The following is an 18,046-nucleotide window of genomic DNA, read 5'->3' as shown; positions in this document are numbered from 1 at the left end:
TGAACTACCCTACGAAAAGGGAACTTTATAACCATTTTTATAATTGGCCTTGAGATATTCATTGGCCGCGGCATCAGTAAATTGCCTTTGTTCCTTATCCCAATAGATTCTATTGCCGGTCTTGTAAGCTACGTTACCCATGTGAGAAACTACCGCCGCATCATAACCGACTTGTAATGGCGCCCTTAATATGGAACTGTCCCTTTTTTTCACCGCTTCAATAAAATTTTTAGTATGTAGGTCCAATCCGCTAACCCCATTATTATCATAGGAAACAGCTTCCATCTTAGGAATACCTTCCTTTCCCCATCCTTGAAATTCTTTTTCTTGAATAACTTCCCAACCCCCTCTATCCAATACCAAGGTGCCGTTGTTACCTATAAATGCAATACCGTGATTTCTACCATAATTTCCACCGTCAATACCGGTGGCATGTTCCCATAGTATGGAAAAACCCTCATATTCATAAACTGTTTGTAAGGTATCCGGAGTTTCTGATGCGTCATTGGGATAGGCAAATTTACCTCCTAACGCCATTACCGATTTTGGATAGCCAGCTTTCATGCCATATAAGGCATAATCCATTAGGTGCACTCCCCAATCGGTCATTAATCCGCCTGCATAATCCCAAAACCATCTAAAATTAAAATGGAATCTGTTGGCATTGAACGGAATAATAGGTGCTGGACCCAACCACATGTTATAATCAACACCATCAGGAGCGGAAGAATCCGCAACTACTGGTACGGGCTTCATCCAACCTTGATAGGCCCACGCTTTGGCCAACCTGATTTCTCCCAAAGCTCCGGAATGTACAAATTTAATAGCATCTACAAAATGTGGCTGGCTTCGCTGCCATTGCCCAATTTGCACTATACGGTCACTGCTTTTTACACCGTGCAACATACTATCTGCCTCTTGTATGGAATTGGCTATGGGTTTTTCGCAATATACATCCTTGCCTGCCTGTAGGGAATCTATTAATTGTAGGCAGTGCCAGTGATCAGGTGTACCTATAATAACCACATCAATATCCTTATTATCCAATAAGGCTCTGTAATCCTTATACCATTTTGGCTTTTTTATCCCTGCCTTTTGTAAATCTGCCGTTCTGGATTTTAATACATTTTCATCAACATCGCAAAGTGCCACTACATTTATTTCGCTCATTTTCAAAAAAGAAGAAAGGTCTGAAAAGCCCATACCTTTACAACCTATTAATCCTACATGTATAGTATCGTTTGGCCCTACTTTTTTTCTGATCATTGACAACAACTCCATTGGAAACATGAATGATGCCCCCGTAGCCATAAATCCTACAGTACTTTTTCGTATAAAACTTCTTCTATTTTGTAACATGTCGTTGATTTTAATGCCATTAAATATAGGATTTTAGGAGCAATAAAAAACACCAATGTTACCATTAGTGTTTTTAATACATTTAAAAATGTTCTTATTTTTCAGGAGCATTCAGTTTTTTGCTCATCTCCATAGATATTGCAGATCGGTCAAATTTTAATTTTCCTGCCATGGTTTCCAATACACAAGAAAAATCTTTATCATTTAAATCTACCACTTTCCCGTGCAGTCCACTTTTGGTGATTACACGATCACCACGTTTTATTTCTGCCGAAAATTTCTTTTCATCCTTCTGTCTTTTCATTTGAGGTCTGATCATAAAAAAATATGCGACCACAAAGATTAAGATCATTGGAAGAAACTGTCCTAATTCACCCATTATTTGGTATATATAAAATTATAATTATTTAACAGGTCCTAATGGAGCTGCCCCTTTTGGATTTACAAAAGCTTTGATTCTTAAAAGTTCCGATCCTTTTTCCGTATTGGCCGTAACCGTAATTGTTTTTGTTACCTGGTTTTGTCCCGATCCGTTAAAATTTATCTTTAACTCCCCAGACTCACCTGGTGCAATTGGATCTTTTGGAGGATTGGGTACGGTACATCCACAGCTACTTTTTGCATCGGTGATGATCAAGGGAGCATTACCCGTATTCGTAAACTTAAAAACCGTTTCTTGTGGTGTTCCCTGCTCAATGGTACCGAAATCATGCTCTGCCTTTTCAAATGACATAACCGGCACGGCTTTGGCAGCTTCATCCCTTTCTGCCGCCTCTGCTACATTATCACTTTTAATCTTACTTGAAGCATTTTCCTTACAAGAAGTAAAAGCTACCATTGATACAAGACCAACAATTAAAACTATTTTTTTCATACTTTTTAGATTTATCGATTTAGTGTAAAATTATAAAATATTTTTATAACAGCCCTCTGCCCATTTTATTGAGTTTTCCTGCTGTTTTATACTCTTTGGTAAGCTTGTCCAGAATACCGTTAATGAATATACTGCTCTTAGGCGTAGAATATTCTTTAGCAATTTCCAGATATTCGTTTATAGTAACCCGCTCCGGTATGGAAGGAAAATGCAACAGTTCACAAATTGCCATTCTTAACAATATACTATCAACCTCAGCTATCCTATCCTTGTCCCAGTTTGGGGTCTTGCCCTCTATCTCCTTTTCAAGCTCGGCATTCTTTAAAAGCGTTCTGGAAAGGAGTTGTAAGGCAAACTGCATATCCTCATCATCCTTCAACAAACTTGGTAGAAAAAAAGATTCTGAATGAGATTCTTTGGTTTTCTTTAAGTGCTTTAAGACAAAAGTGTTTACTATAGGAATATCGTCTACCCATGTTAATTTATCGTCCTCGAAATAATCATATATTTTTTCGTTGGGAGCAATAATGGTCTTGAACAATGTCATAATAAATTCTTTGTCCGATGCATAGTCACTACTAGGTATGGACATATATTCCTGATATACCTCACTATCCAGGATAGCTTTATAAATCAACTTTACATATTCCTCGTTCAAATACCAATTATCTAACTTTCTATGGGCAATTTCCTCTTCCAACATCTTATTGTCGGCAATTTGCAGTAACAATTTGTTCTGCATAAATTTTTTAGGATTGGGATATACATTTTTTTCGCTGATATATTTATTAGCGGAAAGGGAAATCTGATCGGCAGCTCTCTTCTGTAATTCTACAAAAAGACCTAACCATAGTAAATAGAGCGTATAGGTATTCTCTATGCTTACTTTTAAAAACTTCTCTTGTTTTTGCAAGGAATCATCCTTGGATTGAATTAGGGCGTAAATGCTCTGCATTACCTTGACCCTAATGTGCCTTCTTGTAAGCATTTTAAAGAACTTATTTAATTAGGTTATTCATTAACGCTGCAAAGGTAAGTATCTATTTAAAGGGTCACAATAGCAATTGCATTTATCTTAGGTAATTTATAACATTAGGTTTTAGGGCAAAAAACTATCTTTGACCAAATATTTATATTTTTCTTTTTTACAAATCCTATGAAAGAACTTAAGCATCTTAATAAATACTTTAAAAAATATTGGCTTAAACTCGTTCTAGGAATCATAATTACTATTGTAGCCCGGCTTTTCCAACTGATCATGCCTTCCTACGTAAATAAGAGTATATCTGTTGTAGAGCGTTTTTTAAACGCGGAGATCGCAAAAACAGAAGCCCAAGATCTGCTCTTACAATTTATCCTTATTATTGTGGGAGCGGCATTGCTATCTGGCTTCTTTACTTTCTTAATGCGGCAAACGATCATCAATATTTCCAGGTATATTGAATACGACCTAAAAAATGAAATCTTTGATCACTACCAAAAACTGAGTCTTAATTTTTATAAGAAGAACAGAACGGGCGATTTAATGAACAGGATCAGTGAAGATGTCAATGAAGTCCGTATGTATGCGGGTCCGGCTATCATGTACGGCATACAGACCTTAACGCTCTTTGCCTTTTTAATACCATTAATGTTCATTAAGGCCCCCACTTTGGCGGCATATACACTTTTGCCATTACCCATTTTATCCGTTTTAATCTACCAGATCAGTAAGGTCATCCATAAACGAAGTACCATTGTACAACAATACCTATCTACTTTATCGACTTTTACGCAAGAAGTGTTTTCAGGAGTTTCCGTCATTAAGGCATATGCCCTGGAGCCACAGACCAATGAAGATTTGACCCGCCTTGCCAATGAAGGCAAGAACAAGAGCATTAGCTTGGCAAAAGTAAATGCTTGGTTTTTTCCCCTTATGATCTTGTTGATCGGTATAAGTAATATCCTTGTCATCTATATTGGTGGCAAACAATATTTGGCGGGCGAAATAAGTGTTGGTTTGATCGCAGAATTTATTTTATACGTAAACATGCTGACATGGCCCGTTGCCATTGTTGGCTGGCTGACATCCATTGTGCAAAGAGCTGCGGCAAGTCAAGAAAGAATCAATGAATTTTTAAGGGAGACTTCTGAATTGGACAATACCCCTACCCATAAACACGATATAAAAGGTAAAATAGAGTTTAAAAATGTAGGCTTTACCTATGAGGACACCAACATAACGGCTTTAACAGACCTTTCCTTCACCATCAATACAGGAGAGACCACCGCAATTATTGGAAAAACAGGTTCCGGAAAATCTACCATATTGGATTTAGTTGCACGGTTGTACGATACCACTTCCGGAGAAATATTAATTGATGATGAACCTATAAAACATATTGACCTAACGGACTTAAGGGAATCTATTGGAGCGGTACCCCAAGATGCATTTTTATTTTCGGACAGCATAAGGAACAACATTAAATTTGGGAAGGAAAATGCCACTGAAGAAGAAATTATAGCTATTGCCAAGGATGCCGTAGTCCATGAAAACATCATGGGCTTTTCCAAAAAATATGATACGGTTCTAGGAGAAAGGGGAATTACATTAAGCGGTGGACAAAAACAACGGGTATCCATTGCAAGGGCCCTTATTAAAAAACCGCAAATTTATTTGTTCGATGATTGCCTTTCCGCGGTAGATACGGAGACCGAGGAAGAAATTTTAAACAATTTAAAAAAGGCCTCTAAGAATAAGACTACCTTGATTGTAAGTCATAGGGTTTCATCTGCCAAAAATGCCGACAAAATATTGGTATTGGAAGACGGCAGGCTTATTCAGCAGGGCACGCATGATGAATTGAACGTAACGGATGGCTATTATAAAGAACTATATACCAAACAGCTGTCCGAGAAAGAAAATTAGAAAATTGTTGTCGGATAGCGTTTTTTTTTCCATTTTTGATAGTATAATGACACTAAACATAAGAAATGAGCGAAAGAGATTTATCAGACCAGGAAGAAATTCACTCCAAAGTATTACGCGCAGGCAGACGGACTTATTTTTTTGATGTAAGAAGTACCAAGGCGGGCGATTACTACCTTACGATAACGGAAAGCAAGAAGTTTACACATGATGATGGTTCATTCCATTATAAAAAACATAAAATCTACCTTTACAAAGAAGATTTTGAAGCTTTCAGGGAAAATGTGGAAGAAATGATGGATTTCATTATTAATGAAAAAGGTTCTGAAGTTATTTCGGAAAGACATCAGAAAGATTTCAAGAAGGAAGATACTGAGGCAGAGCCAGAAGTTGAAAAGTCACAAAGCAGCACCTCTAGTTTTACCGATGTTAGTTTTGAAGATATTTAATACAATTTAATAATCTATATTGTTCAACGACCCTTTTCAGGGTCGTTTTCATTTTGGTATATTTTTAAAACTACCTGAGCACATATTTTGTTAAACATAAGGAAACAACAACCTGTATGGCCAGAATGAATATAGCCATTTTGACACTTACCATATTTACCAATATCAAAAACAGGAGGCACAGATAAACAGGGTACCCCAAAAGTCCAAATGCAAATTTGAACGTTCCCATAAATTCCGCTTCCGGTACTTTTGGTTTCATCCAATATTTCCAAAGTAAATAAACAGGTAGATTCAACAAATACAAGAAAAACCTAAATGAGCCTTTACCCCTATTTTCCGAAGAAGAATTACTACTACGATTAGAAATGCCTGATGAACTATACGTTTTCACCCAATTATTTGTAGCAATGGGATCCGTAAAATCTATTCCTTCATATTCCAATCTACCAACAAGACTTTCATAATTGTCATCGTCTTCAATATGGGTAGTCAGTTTTTGAAGGGCAGTTGTAACTTGTTCCTTTATTGCCTTACTTGTTTGGGCATAATCATTGGGGTCAAAAAAAAGTTTTGCCGAAATTGGTTTGCCGTAATGGACCGAAACCCGATCTGGAAAATGGGTAGCATTTTTATAGTTTAGTCCCACTGGTACCAATTGAATATCCAAATTTGGATACAGTTCCAGGCTCCTAATGATTATTCTAGTAAATCCTTTACTTAAAGGTCTAACCCTTCTACGAAGATTATGATTTGCCTCTGGAAAAATAACCAACGCATTTCCGTTACCCAAAACTTTTGCACAGGCATTAAATATTTTATTGTTATTGGATAAGGAATTTCTGCCATCTCGTATCCGGTATATGGGCATCATTTGAAAATAAGTAAAAATTCGTTTTAGAAATCTACCCTTAAACACATCTGCACGGGTCAAAAAATAAGGTTTACGATTACAATCCGTAGCAATGAGAAGAACATCCATCAGAGCACTTTGATGATTGGGCAAAAACATTACCGGCTTTTTAGTAGGCACATGCTTTAAGCCCTTAATTTCAATCCGTTTATAAAATCCATATAAACCTGTCTTAATAATAAATTTAACCACAGAATACATAAATTCGTTCAAGCTATAGTATTTTTTACGATTACTTTATTATTCCAGATTGAGGCCAAGATCAAACCAGATACAATATGCCAAATTCCCCAAAATGCTGCTAATAATGCCATACCCCCAAGTCCATCAAAAAATGTAAAAATCAAAAGTAAACCTAAACCAGAATTCTGAATACCTGTTTCAATGGTAATGGACCTTCTACTCTCCGCGGGCAACCGAAATAGTTTTGCTATTCCGTATCCTGTTGAGAAAGCAATTAAATTATGTAATACAACGACCCAAAATACATAGTAGATATAATCCAAAAAAATTATGCGGTTTTTATATAATGCTATGAAAACCAAGCTCACAAAAAAAACCAAGGATACTATTTTCAGTTTTTTTGCCATAGCAAGGGCAAGTGACGGTTTTTTGTAATTAATAAACATACCAAGTACCAACGGAAGACCCAATAAAAGAGATACCAGTTTGATCATTTCATATGGTGATATAGAAATTTCTTTAATAAGGTTTGCTCCGAGACCGTAAAAAGATGACCAAAAATGAAAATTTATAGGCGTCATGGCAATTGCCAATAAGGTAGCAATTGCAGTAAGGCTAATGGACAAGGCAGTATTTGCTTTTGAGAGATAGGAAATAAAATTAGAGATATTGCCCCCAGGGCAGGCGGCCACCATAAACATGCCCAATGCAATACTAGGTAATGGTTCTATAATAATTACAAAAAGAAAAGTCAAGGCTGGCAACAGAATAAATTGACTGCACAGACCTATCAAAATTGCTTTAGGTCTTGTCCACAAAGGTTTAAAATCCTTGATTGAAATTTCTAGCGCCACACCGAACATGACTAGACCCAAAACCATATTCATGACCCACAATGATTCAGAATCAAAATTGATATGAACGTTATCTAAAAGGTTATTTGTCAAATATTAGGAAATTTTCAATCCGTTGGGCACCTTCATTTGCGGTTGCAACAATATTACGGATGAATTGTCTACAGCTCCTAATATAAGACATTCACTCATAAAATTGGCAATTTGTTTTTTAGGAAAATTAATAACGGCAATGACCTGCATACCAATAAGCTCTTCTCTATTATACTTTAAGGTAATCTGGGCAGAAGATTTCCTAATGCCTATTTCATCGCCAAACTCAATGGTGATTTTATAAGAAGGATTTCTAGCTTCCGGAAATTCATCTACGGAGAGAATGGTACCCACTCTCATATCAATTTTACTAAAATCGTTCCAGGTAATGGTTTCTTGCATTATGTAAGCCTAAGTTTTTCAATAAGATCTTTAGGAACATTACCGGAATATGCACCATAGGCATCAACCAATAATCCTTTTTCCCCTTTACTGGTCTCTATAACATAAAGAATAGTATTGTCATCTGGATTGGTCATTCCCTCAAAACGATAGAATTTAACAACTTCCAAATCTGTGGCGGCATGCACACTTTTTTTACTTTTATTCTCTACACCGGCATCACAAAGATTAAAATCTTCTGTATAACCCTCTTCTTGCAATGCTTTAATAGCGACGGACAGTGAAATATATGATTTTTCCATAATATATGTGTTTTAGAATGTATGAATACCGTAAAGTAAAAGCAAGCCTCAATAATTTCTTAACTTAGTACGATTAAATTTTAGTTTGTATGGCAAGAACAGAGAGTAACATGTTGGCTTTGGGAACCATAGCACCAGAATTTAGCTTATTGGATACCGTAAGCCAAAAAACCATGAACCTTCATACATTGACCGGTCCAAAGGGTACGGTAATTATGTTTATATGCAATCATTGCCCTTTTGTAATTCATGTGAACCCGGAAATAACTATATTGGCAAAGGACTATCAAGAAAAGGGTATTGCATTTATTGCCATTTCCAGCAATGATATAGAGAAATATCCTGAAGATGCCCCTAATTATATGAGAATAAAGGCAAAAGCCGAAAACTATACGTTCCCCTATTTATATGACGAAGATCAGTCCGTTGCCAAAGATTATGATGCCGCCTGTACTCCAGATTTTTATCTTTTTGACAAAGGATTAAAGTTGGTATACCGTGGTCAACTAGATGGTTCCAGACCGGGTAACGATATACCGTTAACCGGAAAGGACCTGAGGAGTGCAATGGACAATTTATTATCCGGTAAAGAGATTGATCCTAAGCAAAAACCGAGTATAGGTTGCGGCATTAAATGGAAACCTGAAATCTAGTTTACGAATAGACTATGGGCAACCTACATTTTCAGCCACTTACACCGTCCCTATATGATGATTATATTAAAGTAGGCACATTGGCCTACAATCAACATTATAAACATCTTTGGCCCAATGGAGATACCTACACATATATTAAAAACAGCTTTACCGCAGAAGTATTATATAATGAGGAAAAGGACAAGAACACCAAATTGTATTTAATAGTGAAACATACCCTGCCAATTGGTATTTTAAAACTTACAAATAATAAAAACTTTGCTCACTATAAGACTACCGAGACCCTTTTTTTGGATAAAATATATATTACCCAAGAATATACCGGTCAAGGCATAGGAAAGGCGGCTTTACAATTCGTAGAAGCAATGGGCAAAAACAAATCAAAAAAAGTCATCTTTTTGGAAGCCATGCAAAAAGGTAAGGCATTAAATTTCTATTTAGCTCAGGATTTTATTATCGTAGGAACTACCAAAGTACCTTTTGATATTGTTATAGAAGAAGAAAGACCAATGTTTGTATTATCAAAGGAAATTTAATCTATCCACTTTTTCCTATCTATTAGATTTTTGATATGTGCATAGTGGTGATTGCTATGCCAAGCATATTTTCCTAAATTCTCAGCGACGGAAACATTCATGTTCCCATCTGGATGAATATAACTTTTCTGATAATCCAAAGAAGAAATATGGGTCAACATATACACCAGTTTAGCGTGTATAGCGGTTAAATAGTTCAATGAAAGGGCTATAGGCGCACTTTTGGCATCAGTTAAATTACTCCAATCCTTTTCTTCATAGGCCTTGATCAGCGGTCTGTTTTCTGTTAAGGCCCACTTAAACCGGGTGTAACTATGATGATGGCTATCCGCAAGGTGATGAATTACCTGTCTAACCGTCCAGCCGCCGTCTCGGTAAGGAGTATCCAATTGTTGCTCGTTTAAATCCTTGACCAGTTCATGTAAATTTTTCGGTAAATTATCCAACACGGAAATCCACCTATCAATATCTTCCTTGGATATTTCTTTTGGACACTCAAAATGCCCTATAGGATACTTTAATTTTTCTAACTCTTCCATTAGCTAAATGTAAAAAATTTTAATAGACTTTTAACCAAAAATCTAAAGTGCCCCCTTAATAATCTAGTAACTTTATAGGATAAAACATTATTTAAAAAAAAGTACAATGGCAACAATACGATTAGGGGACAAAGCACCCGATTTTACAGCAGATAGTTCAATGGGAACCATTAATCTTTATGACTATTTAGGAGATAGTTGGGGGATATTATTTTCTCACCCGGCAGATTTTACCCCGGTTTGCACCACTGAATTGGGAACGGCATCTAAATTCAAGGATGAGTTTGACAAGCGTAATGTTAAAATGTTGGCGCTTAGTGTAGATGGTGCGGCTTCCCATGCAGAATGGATAAAGGATATTAATGAAGTACAAAATACGGTCGTTAATTTTCCGATCATAGCAGATGAAGACAAAAAGGTTTCTGACCTGTATGATATGATCCACCCAAATGCGGACAATAATTTGACCGTACGCTCAGTATTTATTATTGCTCCTGACAAAACGGTAAAACTTACCTTGACCTATCCTGCTTCTACAGGAAGAAATTTTTATGAGCTTTTAAGAGTGATTGATTCCTTGCAACTTACTGCATATCATAAAGTTGCAACACCGGCCAATTGGGAAAACGGTAAAGATGTTGTAGTGAGTCCTGCAATTTCAACTGCAGATGCAAAGGAATTATTTTCCAAAGGAGTAACGGAAGTTAAACCATATCTAAGGATGACTCCAGATCCTACCGCTTAAACTCAAAAAACGGTTCATAGTCAATTAGTTAAGCACATTTGTTTAACCTTAAGATAACGTGTAAGAATATTACTTATTAAATAATTAAATACTATATTTGCCCTTTAATTAATATTTAATTTTTCTATTATGAGTAAAGGAACAGTAAAATTCTTCAATGATTCCAAAGGTTACGGATTTATCACTGAAGATGGTTCAAACGAAGATCATTTTGTACACATTTCTGGCTTAATCGATGAAGTTCGAGAAGGTGATGTTGTGGAATTTGAACTACAACAAGGTAAAAAAGGATTAAACGCCGTTAATGTGAAGGTAATTGACTAGGTAACGATTTAACTTTTTTATAGTATGAAACCCGATTCTATGGAATCGGGTTTTTTTTATTAAAAAAAATACTTTTTTACGCAACCATTACTTGCCTTACGCATCTACCAATAAACAACCGTAGTTCCCCAAACTTAAATAATTAACTATGAATATATTTTTAACCGTACTATTGGTATTATTGATTGTCAACGTAGCATTGATCTTAGGAAGTTTTGCTACTAGGAAAAAATAAGCCTATTCCTTTTTTATTGCGCATTCTTTACTAGAATACTACACATAAAAAAACACCTATATCTTTAGACATAGGTGTTGATTTTATTAGATGTATTTAAGCTTATCCTACTTTCATCAATTCAACGTCAAAAATCAAAGTAGCATTCGGTGGAATTACCCCACCTGCGCCTGCAGCGCCATAAGCCAGATCGGATGGTATAACAAAACGTGCTTTATCACCAACTTGCAATAAGGCAATACCTTCGTCCCATCCCGGTATAACTTGACCAATTCCCAACTGAAAATCTATGGGAGAATTACGTTTGTAAGAAGAGTCAAAAACCTGTCCGTTCAATAGGGAACCTTCATAATGTACGGAAACCTGTTTCCCTTTTTCCGCTTTTGCCCCATCTCCTTTTTGAATCATCTTATAACGTAATCCAGAAGCTGTAGAATCAAAACCGGCAGAAACTTTATCAAGTTCTGCTTTTTGCTTTGCCTTTTCCGCTACCAAACGTGCCTCACCTTCAGCATTGAAGTCTTTGAACGCTTTTAACGCATCCCATCTTTCGGCTTCTTCCCCAATCCTTACAATTTCCAAAGAATCTATCTTATCATCTTGAGCAATGGCATCCACGACTTCCTGACCGCTGGCTACAGCTCCAAATACGGTATGTTTATTATCTAACCAAGGGGTTGGCCCATGTGTAATAAAAAACTGGCTTCCATTTGTGCCGGGGCCAGAATTTGCCATGGACAATACACCTGGGGCGTCATGTTTAAGGTCCGGGTGAAATTCATCATCGAACTTATAACCGGCATCTCCCGTACCACGACCTAAAGGACATCCACCCTGAATCATAAAATCTGGGATTACCCTATGAAATTTTAAACCATTATAAAATGGTTCGCCTTCGCTTTTTGCACTATTTTCCATTTTACCTTCAGCCAAGGCCACAAAATTACCCACTGTTCCAGGAGTCTTTTCATGTGTTAATTTTACTAATATCTCGCCTTTGCTCGTATTGAACTTGGCATAAATTCCATCTTCCATTATACTGATTTTTAATATCGGACAAAGGTAAAGAAATTTTACCGTTCGTGAATTTGAGCTGAACCAAACCCAATTATAATATCCTATTAAAAAGAAGATGAACCAATTTATTTATACTTCTGTCGAGAAGAATAAATTATTGTTCAAAATATAGCGTTGTTTGTTTTCTTATACAAAACGCATCATCTTAGTATGGCTGTAAAACAACGTATTTACCAAATTGATTTATTACGATTTGTTGCCGCAGTTGGCATAATGTTAGTGCATTATTTATATAGGGGGTTTAAAGCGGACAACCTAACGAATTTGAGCTTTCTGGAGCTTGCAGGGGAATGGGTAAAGTATTGTGCCGTGTTCATTGACCTATTTTTCATAATAAGTGGTTTTGTAATTGCATTATCGGTCGCCAACAAATCGGTTACCTATTTTTTTAAATCTCGCGTAGTACGCCTGTTTTCTGTATACTGGCTTTGTGCCCTAATTACTTATCTGGTCACCGTATTTTATGGAGCCCCTAGGTTTACGGTAACATTTGGACAATTTCTTTTCAATTTAACCCTTTTACAGGATTTCTTCGATATAGAACGCCTAGATGGGGCGTATTGGACCATGTCCGTAGAATTAAGGTTCTATGCACTGGCACTTGGATATTTAATCCTTTACAGGTATAAACAAGTGAAAATTGCAACAATTGCCTATATATGGTTAGTGTTAACCGTTATTTATCCACTAGTACAGAACTTATTGGTTTTTAAGGTACTTAACCTCTTTCTTATGTTTCAATGGTCGCCTGCATTCATTGCCGGTATGTTGATGGCGGATATCTATAAAACCAAAAAAGTAAATCTCAAGAATGGCATTGCCCTAGCTGTATGTTTTGCATTATCCTGTTTTCACCGATTGATATATGCCAAAATGGCTATGGTCATTTATAACGAAACGTTCTCTGAAGCTTTAATAGTTGCTGTAATGTTCGGTGCTTATGGTATTATGTTATTAGTCATCCTAGGAGGTTTAAAATGGATGAACAAACCTTACTTTCTATATTTGGGCATAATGACTTACCCATTATACTTATTGCACCAACGTATAGGGTATATCATCTTTAACAACCTTATGGATTACATGAACAAGTATGTGATATTGGTAGGCACCATAACCTTAATGATTGCCGTATCCTTTTTGATCGTAAGATATATAGCTGGTCCTTTGTCCAATTTCATGGAAAAGTATCTTGGAAAGGTAATTGATTATGTATTGGGCATTACATGGAAATCTGACTCTTTACCAAAATCGGAAATTGAAAATATTCCGGGTAAACTTTCCGATAAATAAATTGGATTTCCTATACAACTTAAGGTAAAGACAACTTTACCCTAAATTTTAGTCTATACCATATTTATCTATCAAATATATTAAACTGGTCATAGTGGCGGCACCCAATTGTAGTTCTCGCTTGTTCACTTGTTCAAAGGTATCATTTTCTGCATGGTGATAATCAAAGTAACGCTGTGAATCTGGCCGTAGACCTGCCAAGACTATCTTCTTGTTCGTTATTTTTTTTAGCGGTCCAATATCGGCACCTCCAAAACCTTTTTCAAAATAGTGAACAAGGTAAGGTTTAAACAAGGTCTTCCATGCCTCTATGTGTTGAACCGCATTGTCCGATCCATCAATGGTAAATCCTCTAGGTGTAAAACCACCAGAATCACTTTCAAGTGCAAAAATATGATGCTCCTTGCCTGTACTTGCCCATTCTGCATATTTGATACCACCCCGTAATCCGTTTTCTTCGTTCATAAAAAGAACGACCCTGATTGTGCGTTTTGGCCTATATCCGGTTTTCTTAAAAAGATTAAGTACTTCCATACTTTGAACGCACCCAGCACCATCATCATGGGAACCGTCTCCCAGATCCCAAGAATCTAAATGTCCGCCTATGACAATAACCTCATTAGGTAATGTACTGCCGGTTATTTCCCCTATAACGTTATACGACTCAACGTCTTGAAACTGTTTACAATTTTGTTTGAAATAAAAATTAATGTCCGGATTTAATTTTAACGATGTACTTAATAGCTCCGCACCATTGGTACTGATGGCCGCTGCGGGAATTCTTTCATTTACCGGTTGGTCACCATACCCCATTGAACCGGTATGGGGAAAGTCATCTAAACGCAAATTCATAGAACGGACAATTACCCCTACTGCCCCATACTTGGAAGCTTCCATGGCCCCTGCGTAACGTTGATCCACACAATTGGAATAAGCATCAAAAGTATTAACGGAGGTAGGATCCATAGCTTTATTGAAAAACACGATTTTGCCCTCTATACCTTTTTTACCAAGCCGTTCCAGACCTTCAATACCGGTTACTTCAACTATTTTGGCCTTTAATCCTTTTGGTGGTGTGGCCACAGACCCTCCAAGAGCACATATGGCAACATTGGTGGTCATACCGGGAGTGGTTTCGTAATATGCAAATTCAGGGGTACCCCTAACCCATTTTGGGACCATTACAGGCTGCAGCCATACATTGTCCAGCCCAAGGGAATCTAATTGCGACTTGGTATAATCAACTGCCTGTTGGGCCTGCACAGACCCGGACAACCTGCCACCTATTTGATTGGAAATGTAATTCAACCAGTTGTAACCGGTTCCATTGATCAAAGCCGTATCATAAAAAGCCTTAATTTGTTCCTGATCGCTTTGCTGTGCAATGGAACTACCTGCATAAATAAAAACCAATAAACAGAAAAGCTTAACCCTCACGTTGTAGTTGTTCTTCATAGGAATCTAAATTAGCCATAATTTTGTCGCTTAACATAGGCTCCTTAATATCTTTATATTTTTTTAACGATTTTAATAGGATAGACGCTACAATTACCCTTGCCGCCTTTTTATTATCTGCGGGTATGGAAAACCAAGGAGCATGCTCTTTTGTAGTTCTTGAAATAGCCTCCTCGTAACATTTTTGATAAACGGACCACAACTTTCTTTCCTTTAGGTCTCCCGGAGAAAATTTCCAATGCTTATCCTTAACGGCAAGCCTGCGCAATAATCGTTGGCGTTGTTCTTCTTTGGATAGATTTAAAAAGAACTTATAGATCAATGTTCCGTTCTCCGCCAAGTGCCGTTCAAAATCATTGATTTGTTCAAATCTTTTGTCCCAGAATTTCTGGTCAATGTCCTCCACGGAGTGAATACCCGGTATATGTTCGTTTAAGATATATTCAGGATGAACCCTAGTCACCAAAACATTTTCATAATGTGTTCTATTAAAGACCCCAAATTTACCCTTAGCGGGCAAGGCTATATAATGTCTCCAAAGATAATTATGGCTCAGTTCCAATTCCGTAGGCACTTTAAAACTATGCACTTCTACTCCACTGACATTAAAGTCCTTAAAAACTTCACGGATCAAACTATCCTTTCCGGCTGTATCCATGCCTTGTAGACAAACCAAGATGCTATACTTGTCATGGGCGTAAATGGTGTCCTGAAATTCACCTAACTCCCTTCGTATAACAGCCAGTTCTTTTTTCAGTTCTTTATCCGTTTTACCAAAATCTTCAAAAGTTGGGGCCTTCGCCAACTTAAAATCGGCATTGGCCCTATATGTATCTATTGTTATTTTATCCATACCGAAATATAAAGTTTAAATCTCATAGATACCAAATCTTATTGCACATGACTTTGTACAGAGGATCCGTTAATCGTATTACATGGGTATTGTATCGAAAATAATAGAAATTAGCCACCACAATTTTTAAATTTAAAGCTGTAAAGTCCCAAATTTTACAATCCTAAAACCTACCAATGAAGAAATATGCCTATATATTCTGCACCTCCTGCATATTATTACTGTCTTCCTTTAGCTCAAATTTAGATTGCGAGTATGCAAATTCCAACATGGCTTTTGCCAAAGCACGTATTGTTGAAGCATTACAAACCGAGGATATAAACAAAGCTAGATTCTATTCCTATAAGGCCCTTAATGCACTTGAGAAATCTAAAATGCAATTGGATCAATGTGGATGCACCCTTGCAAGGGAAAAAATGGAAGAAAATCTAGAGAATTTAATAGCTGCCACAAAATCTACCACATTAATCGGTACACAAAATTTCTTAAAAAAATCTTTATCAATTACTGAAGACACCATGGTCGTACTTGCTGAGCATAATACCCATAACAGCATTTATGCCAATGATCTTTTGGCCATGAATACTAATGTAAAACCAACAGAACACAATATTCCTACGATAGTAAAGGAACCCTCAAGCCTAACCGAAAAGATTGATCAGTCTCTGGAAAAATACAGATTATCGTTGAATAAAGTTGTTGAAACCGTTGATTGTAAGGAAGCTTATGTTTTTGCCAAAAGAATATTTGACGAGTGCGAACAACAGCTTTTAAAAACAAATTTGTCCGATGGTAGTAAATACTATAATTTAAGGACAAAAGAAATTACCCAACAAGCATTGAACAAATTGGGTAATTGTGCCAAAATTGCACAGAGTAAATAATCTTACTTACTGGCAAATAGTTTTACATCATCCTCTGACACATTTTGTCCACCAAGGATAATTAAGCGTTCCACTACATTTCTAAGTTCTCTTATATTTCCAGTCCAATCATAGGCTTTTAAAAGTTTGACCGCCCCGTCTGAAAATGTTTTGGTTGCCATACCCTGCTCTTCACAGATTTTCTTTGAAAAGTGTTCGATCAGTAAAGGAATATCGTCCCTTCTATCATTTAAACTTGGAACTTGTATTAAGATAACCGCTAATCTATGGTAAAGATCCTCTCTAAAATTACCTTCTTCTATTTCCTTTTTTAAGTCTTTGTTGGTAGCTGCAATAACCCTAACATCCACTTTAATATCCTTATCCGTACCAACCCTAGAGATTTTACTTTCCTGTAAGGCCCTTAAAACTTTTGCTTGGGCAGAAAGGCTCATATCCCCTATTTCGTCTAAAAATATTGTCCCCTTGTTAGCGGCTTCAAACTTACCCGCACGATCCTTTACAGCAGAGGTGAACGCCCCTTTAACATGACCAAAAAGCTCACTTTCAATAAGTTCCGACGGAATGGCCGCGCAATTTACCTCTATAAACGCCGCGCTACTTCTTCCACTTTTTTCATGGATCCAATGGGCCACCAGCTCTTTACCCGTTCCGTTAGACCCGGTAATCAATACCCGGGCATCTGTAGGGGCAACTTTCTCTATCATACCCTTGATCGTACTGATTTCATTACTCTCCCCGATCATTTCATAATTCTTGCTGACCTTTTTCTTTAATTTTTTATTTTCTACCACCAATACCTTTCTATCCAAAGCATTTCTTACCGTAGTCAACAACCTATTTAGATCTGGCGGTTTGGATATGTAATCAAACGCTCCTAAACGCATGGTATTTACAGCGGTGTCAAGATCACCATGACCAGAAATCATAATAAACGGAATCTCAGGTTTTATTTTTCTGGCCGCTTCAAGTACCTCAACACCATCCATCTTGGGCATTTTTATATCACATAGCACCAAATCATAATCATTGCTCTTAATCGTTTCTATTCCTTTGAGGCCATCCTCCGCTTCTTCAACGGAATAGGCATCGTTTTCTTCACTAAGGATTTTTACCAATACCCTTCTAATTGCCGCTTCATCTTCAATTACCAAAATTTTTGACATACTGTT

At 36.9% G+C, this 18,046-nt stretch carries 21 protein-coding genes; 8 read left to right on the top strand and 13 right to left on the bottom strand.

Features of this window, described 5'->3' with window-relative positions:
- Positions 1–9: 9 nt before the first annotated feature.
- From Q2T41_RS15200 to nusB, 4 genes are all read right to left on the bottom strand, one after another.
- Entirely contained in the window at positions 10–1,359 is a 1,350-nt protein-coding gene (locus Q2T41_RS15200; protein ID WP_304436768.1) for a Gfo/Idh/MocA family protein, read from the bottom strand.
- A 94-nt stretch (positions 1,360–1,453) separates the two neighbouring features.
- Positions 1,454–1,738, bottom strand: a complete 285-nt coding sequence (gene yajC / locus Q2T41_RS15195) for a preprotein translocase subunit YajC (protein WP_304436767.1) — start codon at positions 1,736–1,738, stop codon at positions 1,454–1,456.
- A gap of 24 nt (positions 1,739–1,762) precedes the next feature.
- Positions 1,763–2,233 (bottom strand): DUF1573 domain-containing protein, encoded by a 471-nt coding sequence (locus Q2T41_RS15190; RefSeq protein WP_304436766.1) that lies wholly within the window; start codon positions 2,231–2,233, stop codon positions 1,763–1,765.
- A 43-nt stretch (positions 2,234–2,276) separates the two neighbouring features.
- The gene (nusB, locus tag Q2T41_RS15185; RefSeq protein WP_089259703.1) at positions 2,277–3,221 is read right to left on the bottom strand and encodes a transcription antitermination factor NusB; all 945 of its coding nucleotides are present in this window, start codon (positions 3,219–3,221) and stop codon (positions 2,277–2,279) included.
- A gap of 168 nt (positions 3,222–3,389) precedes the next feature.
- On the opposite strand from nusB, the gene Q2T41_RS15180 reads away from it, so the two are divergent.
- Together Q2T41_RS15180 and Q2T41_RS15175 are read left to right on the top strand one after the other, a co-directional pair.
- Positions 3,390–5,141, top strand: coding sequence for an ABC transporter ATP-binding protein (locus Q2T41_RS15180; RefSeq protein WP_304436765.1), 1,752 nt, complete (start codon positions 3,390–3,392; stop codon positions 5,139–5,141).
- A 65-nt stretch (positions 5,142–5,206) separates the two neighbouring features.
- Positions 5,207–5,590 (top strand): PUR family DNA/RNA-binding protein, encoded by a 384-nt coding sequence (locus Q2T41_RS15175; RefSeq protein ID WP_089259701.1) that lies wholly within the window; start codon positions 5,207–5,209, stop codon positions 5,588–5,590.
- A 70-nt stretch (positions 5,591–5,660) separates the two neighbouring features.
- Here Q2T41_RS15175 and Q2T41_RS15170 read toward each other — a convergent pair whose 3' ends face one another.
- Genes Q2T41_RS15170 through Q2T41_RS15155 form a run of 4 tightly spaced genes read right to left on the bottom strand, consistent with a single transcriptional unit; the run spans position 5,661 to position 8,277 of the window.
- The gene (locus Q2T41_RS15170; protein WP_304436764.1) at positions 5,661–6,716 is read right to left on the bottom strand and encodes a lysophospholipid acyltransferase family protein; all 1,056 of its coding nucleotides are present in this window, start codon (positions 6,714–6,716) and stop codon (positions 5,661–5,663) included.
- Positions 6,713–7,633, bottom strand: coding sequence for a bile acid:sodium symporter family protein (locus Q2T41_RS15165; protein ID WP_304436763.1), 921 nt, complete (start codon positions 7,631–7,633; stop codon positions 6,713–6,715). The genes Q2T41_RS15170 and Q2T41_RS15165 overlap by 4 nt, the downstream gene beginning before the upstream one ends.
- 3 nt (positions 7,634–7,636) lie before the next feature.
- Complete coding sequence (locus tag Q2T41_RS15160) at positions 7,637–7,975, bottom strand: tRNA-binding protein (protein WP_304436762.1); 339 nt, start codon at positions 7,973–7,975, stop codon at positions 7,637–7,639.
- Positions 7,975–8,277 (bottom strand): phosphoribosylpyrophosphate synthetase, encoded by a 303-nt coding sequence (locus Q2T41_RS15155; RefSeq protein ID WP_089259697.1) that lies wholly within the window; start codon positions 8,275–8,277, stop codon positions 7,975–7,977. The genes Q2T41_RS15160 and Q2T41_RS15155 overlap by 1 nt, the downstream gene beginning before the upstream one ends.
- Before the next feature lie 89 nt (positions 8,278–8,366).
- Here Q2T41_RS15155 and Q2T41_RS15150 point away from each other — a divergent pair, with 89 nt between their 5' ends.
- Both Q2T41_RS15150 and Q2T41_RS15145 read left to right on the top strand, forming a co-directional pair.
- On the top strand, positions 8,367–8,930 hold the full coding sequence (locus Q2T41_RS15150) for a thioredoxin family protein (protein ID WP_304436761.1): 564 nt from the start codon (positions 8,367–8,369) through the stop codon (positions 8,928–8,930).
- A 14-nt stretch (positions 8,931–8,944) separates the two neighbouring features.
- Entirely contained in the window at positions 8,945–9,469 is a 525-nt protein-coding gene (locus tag Q2T41_RS15145; protein ID WP_304436760.1) for a GNAT family N-acetyltransferase, read from the top strand.
- On the opposite strand, the gene Q2T41_RS15140 is transcribed toward Q2T41_RS15145, so the two are convergent.
- Positions 9,466–10,008, bottom strand: coding sequence for a YfiT family bacillithiol transferase (locus Q2T41_RS15140; RefSeq protein WP_304436759.1), 543 nt, complete (start codon positions 10,006–10,008; stop codon positions 9,466–9,468). The two genes, Q2T41_RS15145 and Q2T41_RS15140, sit on opposite strands and share 4 nt — an antisense overlap.
- 106 nt (positions 10,009–10,114) lie before the next feature.
- Here Q2T41_RS15140 and Q2T41_RS15135 point away from each other — a divergent pair, with 106 nt between their 5' ends.
- Both Q2T41_RS15135 and Q2T41_RS15130 read left to right on the top strand, forming a co-directional pair.
- A complete protein-coding gene (locus Q2T41_RS15135) occupies positions 10,115–10,753 on the top strand; it encodes a peroxiredoxin (RefSeq protein ID WP_304436758.1) in 639 nt (212 codons plus the stop codon).
- A gap of 129 nt (positions 10,754–10,882) precedes the next feature.
- Complete coding sequence (locus Q2T41_RS15130; RefSeq protein ID WP_027064347.1) at positions 10,883–11,077, top strand: cold-shock protein; 195 nt, start codon at positions 10,883–10,885, stop codon at positions 11,075–11,077.
- 337 nt (positions 11,078–11,414) lie between these two features.
- On the opposite strand, the gene Q2T41_RS15125 is transcribed toward Q2T41_RS15130, so the two are convergent.
- A complete protein-coding gene (locus tag Q2T41_RS15125) occupies positions 11,415–12,347 on the bottom strand; it encodes a peptidylprolyl isomerase (protein ID WP_304436757.1) in 933 nt (310 codons plus the stop codon).
- A gap of 192 nt (positions 12,348–12,539) precedes the next feature.
- On the opposite strand from Q2T41_RS15125, the gene Q2T41_RS15120 reads away from it, so the two are divergent.
- Positions 12,540–13,682, top strand: coding sequence for an acyltransferase family protein (locus Q2T41_RS15120; protein WP_304436756.1), 1,143 nt, complete (start codon positions 12,540–12,542; stop codon positions 13,680–13,682).
- 48 nt (positions 13,683–13,730) lie between these two features.
- Here the strand turns inward: Q2T41_RS15120 and Q2T41_RS15115 are convergent, their stop codons facing one another.
- Both Q2T41_RS15115 and Q2T41_RS15110 read right to left on the bottom strand, forming a co-directional pair.
- On the bottom strand, positions 13,731–15,137 hold the full coding sequence (locus Q2T41_RS15115; protein WP_304436755.1) for a M28 family peptidase: 1,407 nt from the start codon (positions 15,135–15,137) through the stop codon (positions 13,731–13,733).
- Entirely contained in the window at positions 15,109–15,990 is an 882-nt protein-coding gene (locus Q2T41_RS15110; RefSeq protein ID WP_089259689.1) for a PPK2 family polyphosphate kinase, read from the bottom strand. The genes Q2T41_RS15115 and Q2T41_RS15110 overlap by 29 nt, the downstream gene beginning before the upstream one ends.
- 176 nt (positions 15,991–16,166) lie before the next feature.
- On the opposite strand from Q2T41_RS15110, the gene Q2T41_RS15105 reads away from it, so the two are divergent.
- Complete coding sequence (locus Q2T41_RS15105; RefSeq protein ID WP_304436754.1) at positions 16,167–16,874, top strand: hypothetical protein; 708 nt, start codon at positions 16,167–16,169, stop codon at positions 16,872–16,874.
- Positions 16,875–16,876: 2 nt separating this feature from the next.
- Here Q2T41_RS15105 and Q2T41_RS15100 read toward each other — a convergent pair whose 3' ends face one another.
- Positions 16,877–18,040 carry a sigma-54-dependent transcriptional regulator gene (locus Q2T41_RS15100; RefSeq protein WP_089259687.1) on the bottom strand — a complete coding sequence of 388 codons (1,164 nt, stop codon included), beginning with the start codon at positions 18,038–18,040 and terminating at the stop codon, positions 16,877–16,879.
- Positions 18,041–18,046: the final 6 nt, after the last annotated feature.

It is taken from the genome of Maribacter confluentis, from assembly GCF_030505015.1.
Taxonomy (GTDB): domain Bacteria; phylum Bacteroidota; class Bacteroidia; order Flavobacteriales; family Flavobacteriaceae; genus Maribacter; species Maribacter sedimenticola.
Note: the sequence above shows the minus strand (reverse complement) of the source record. Positions and strands in the feature narration are given on the sequence as shown.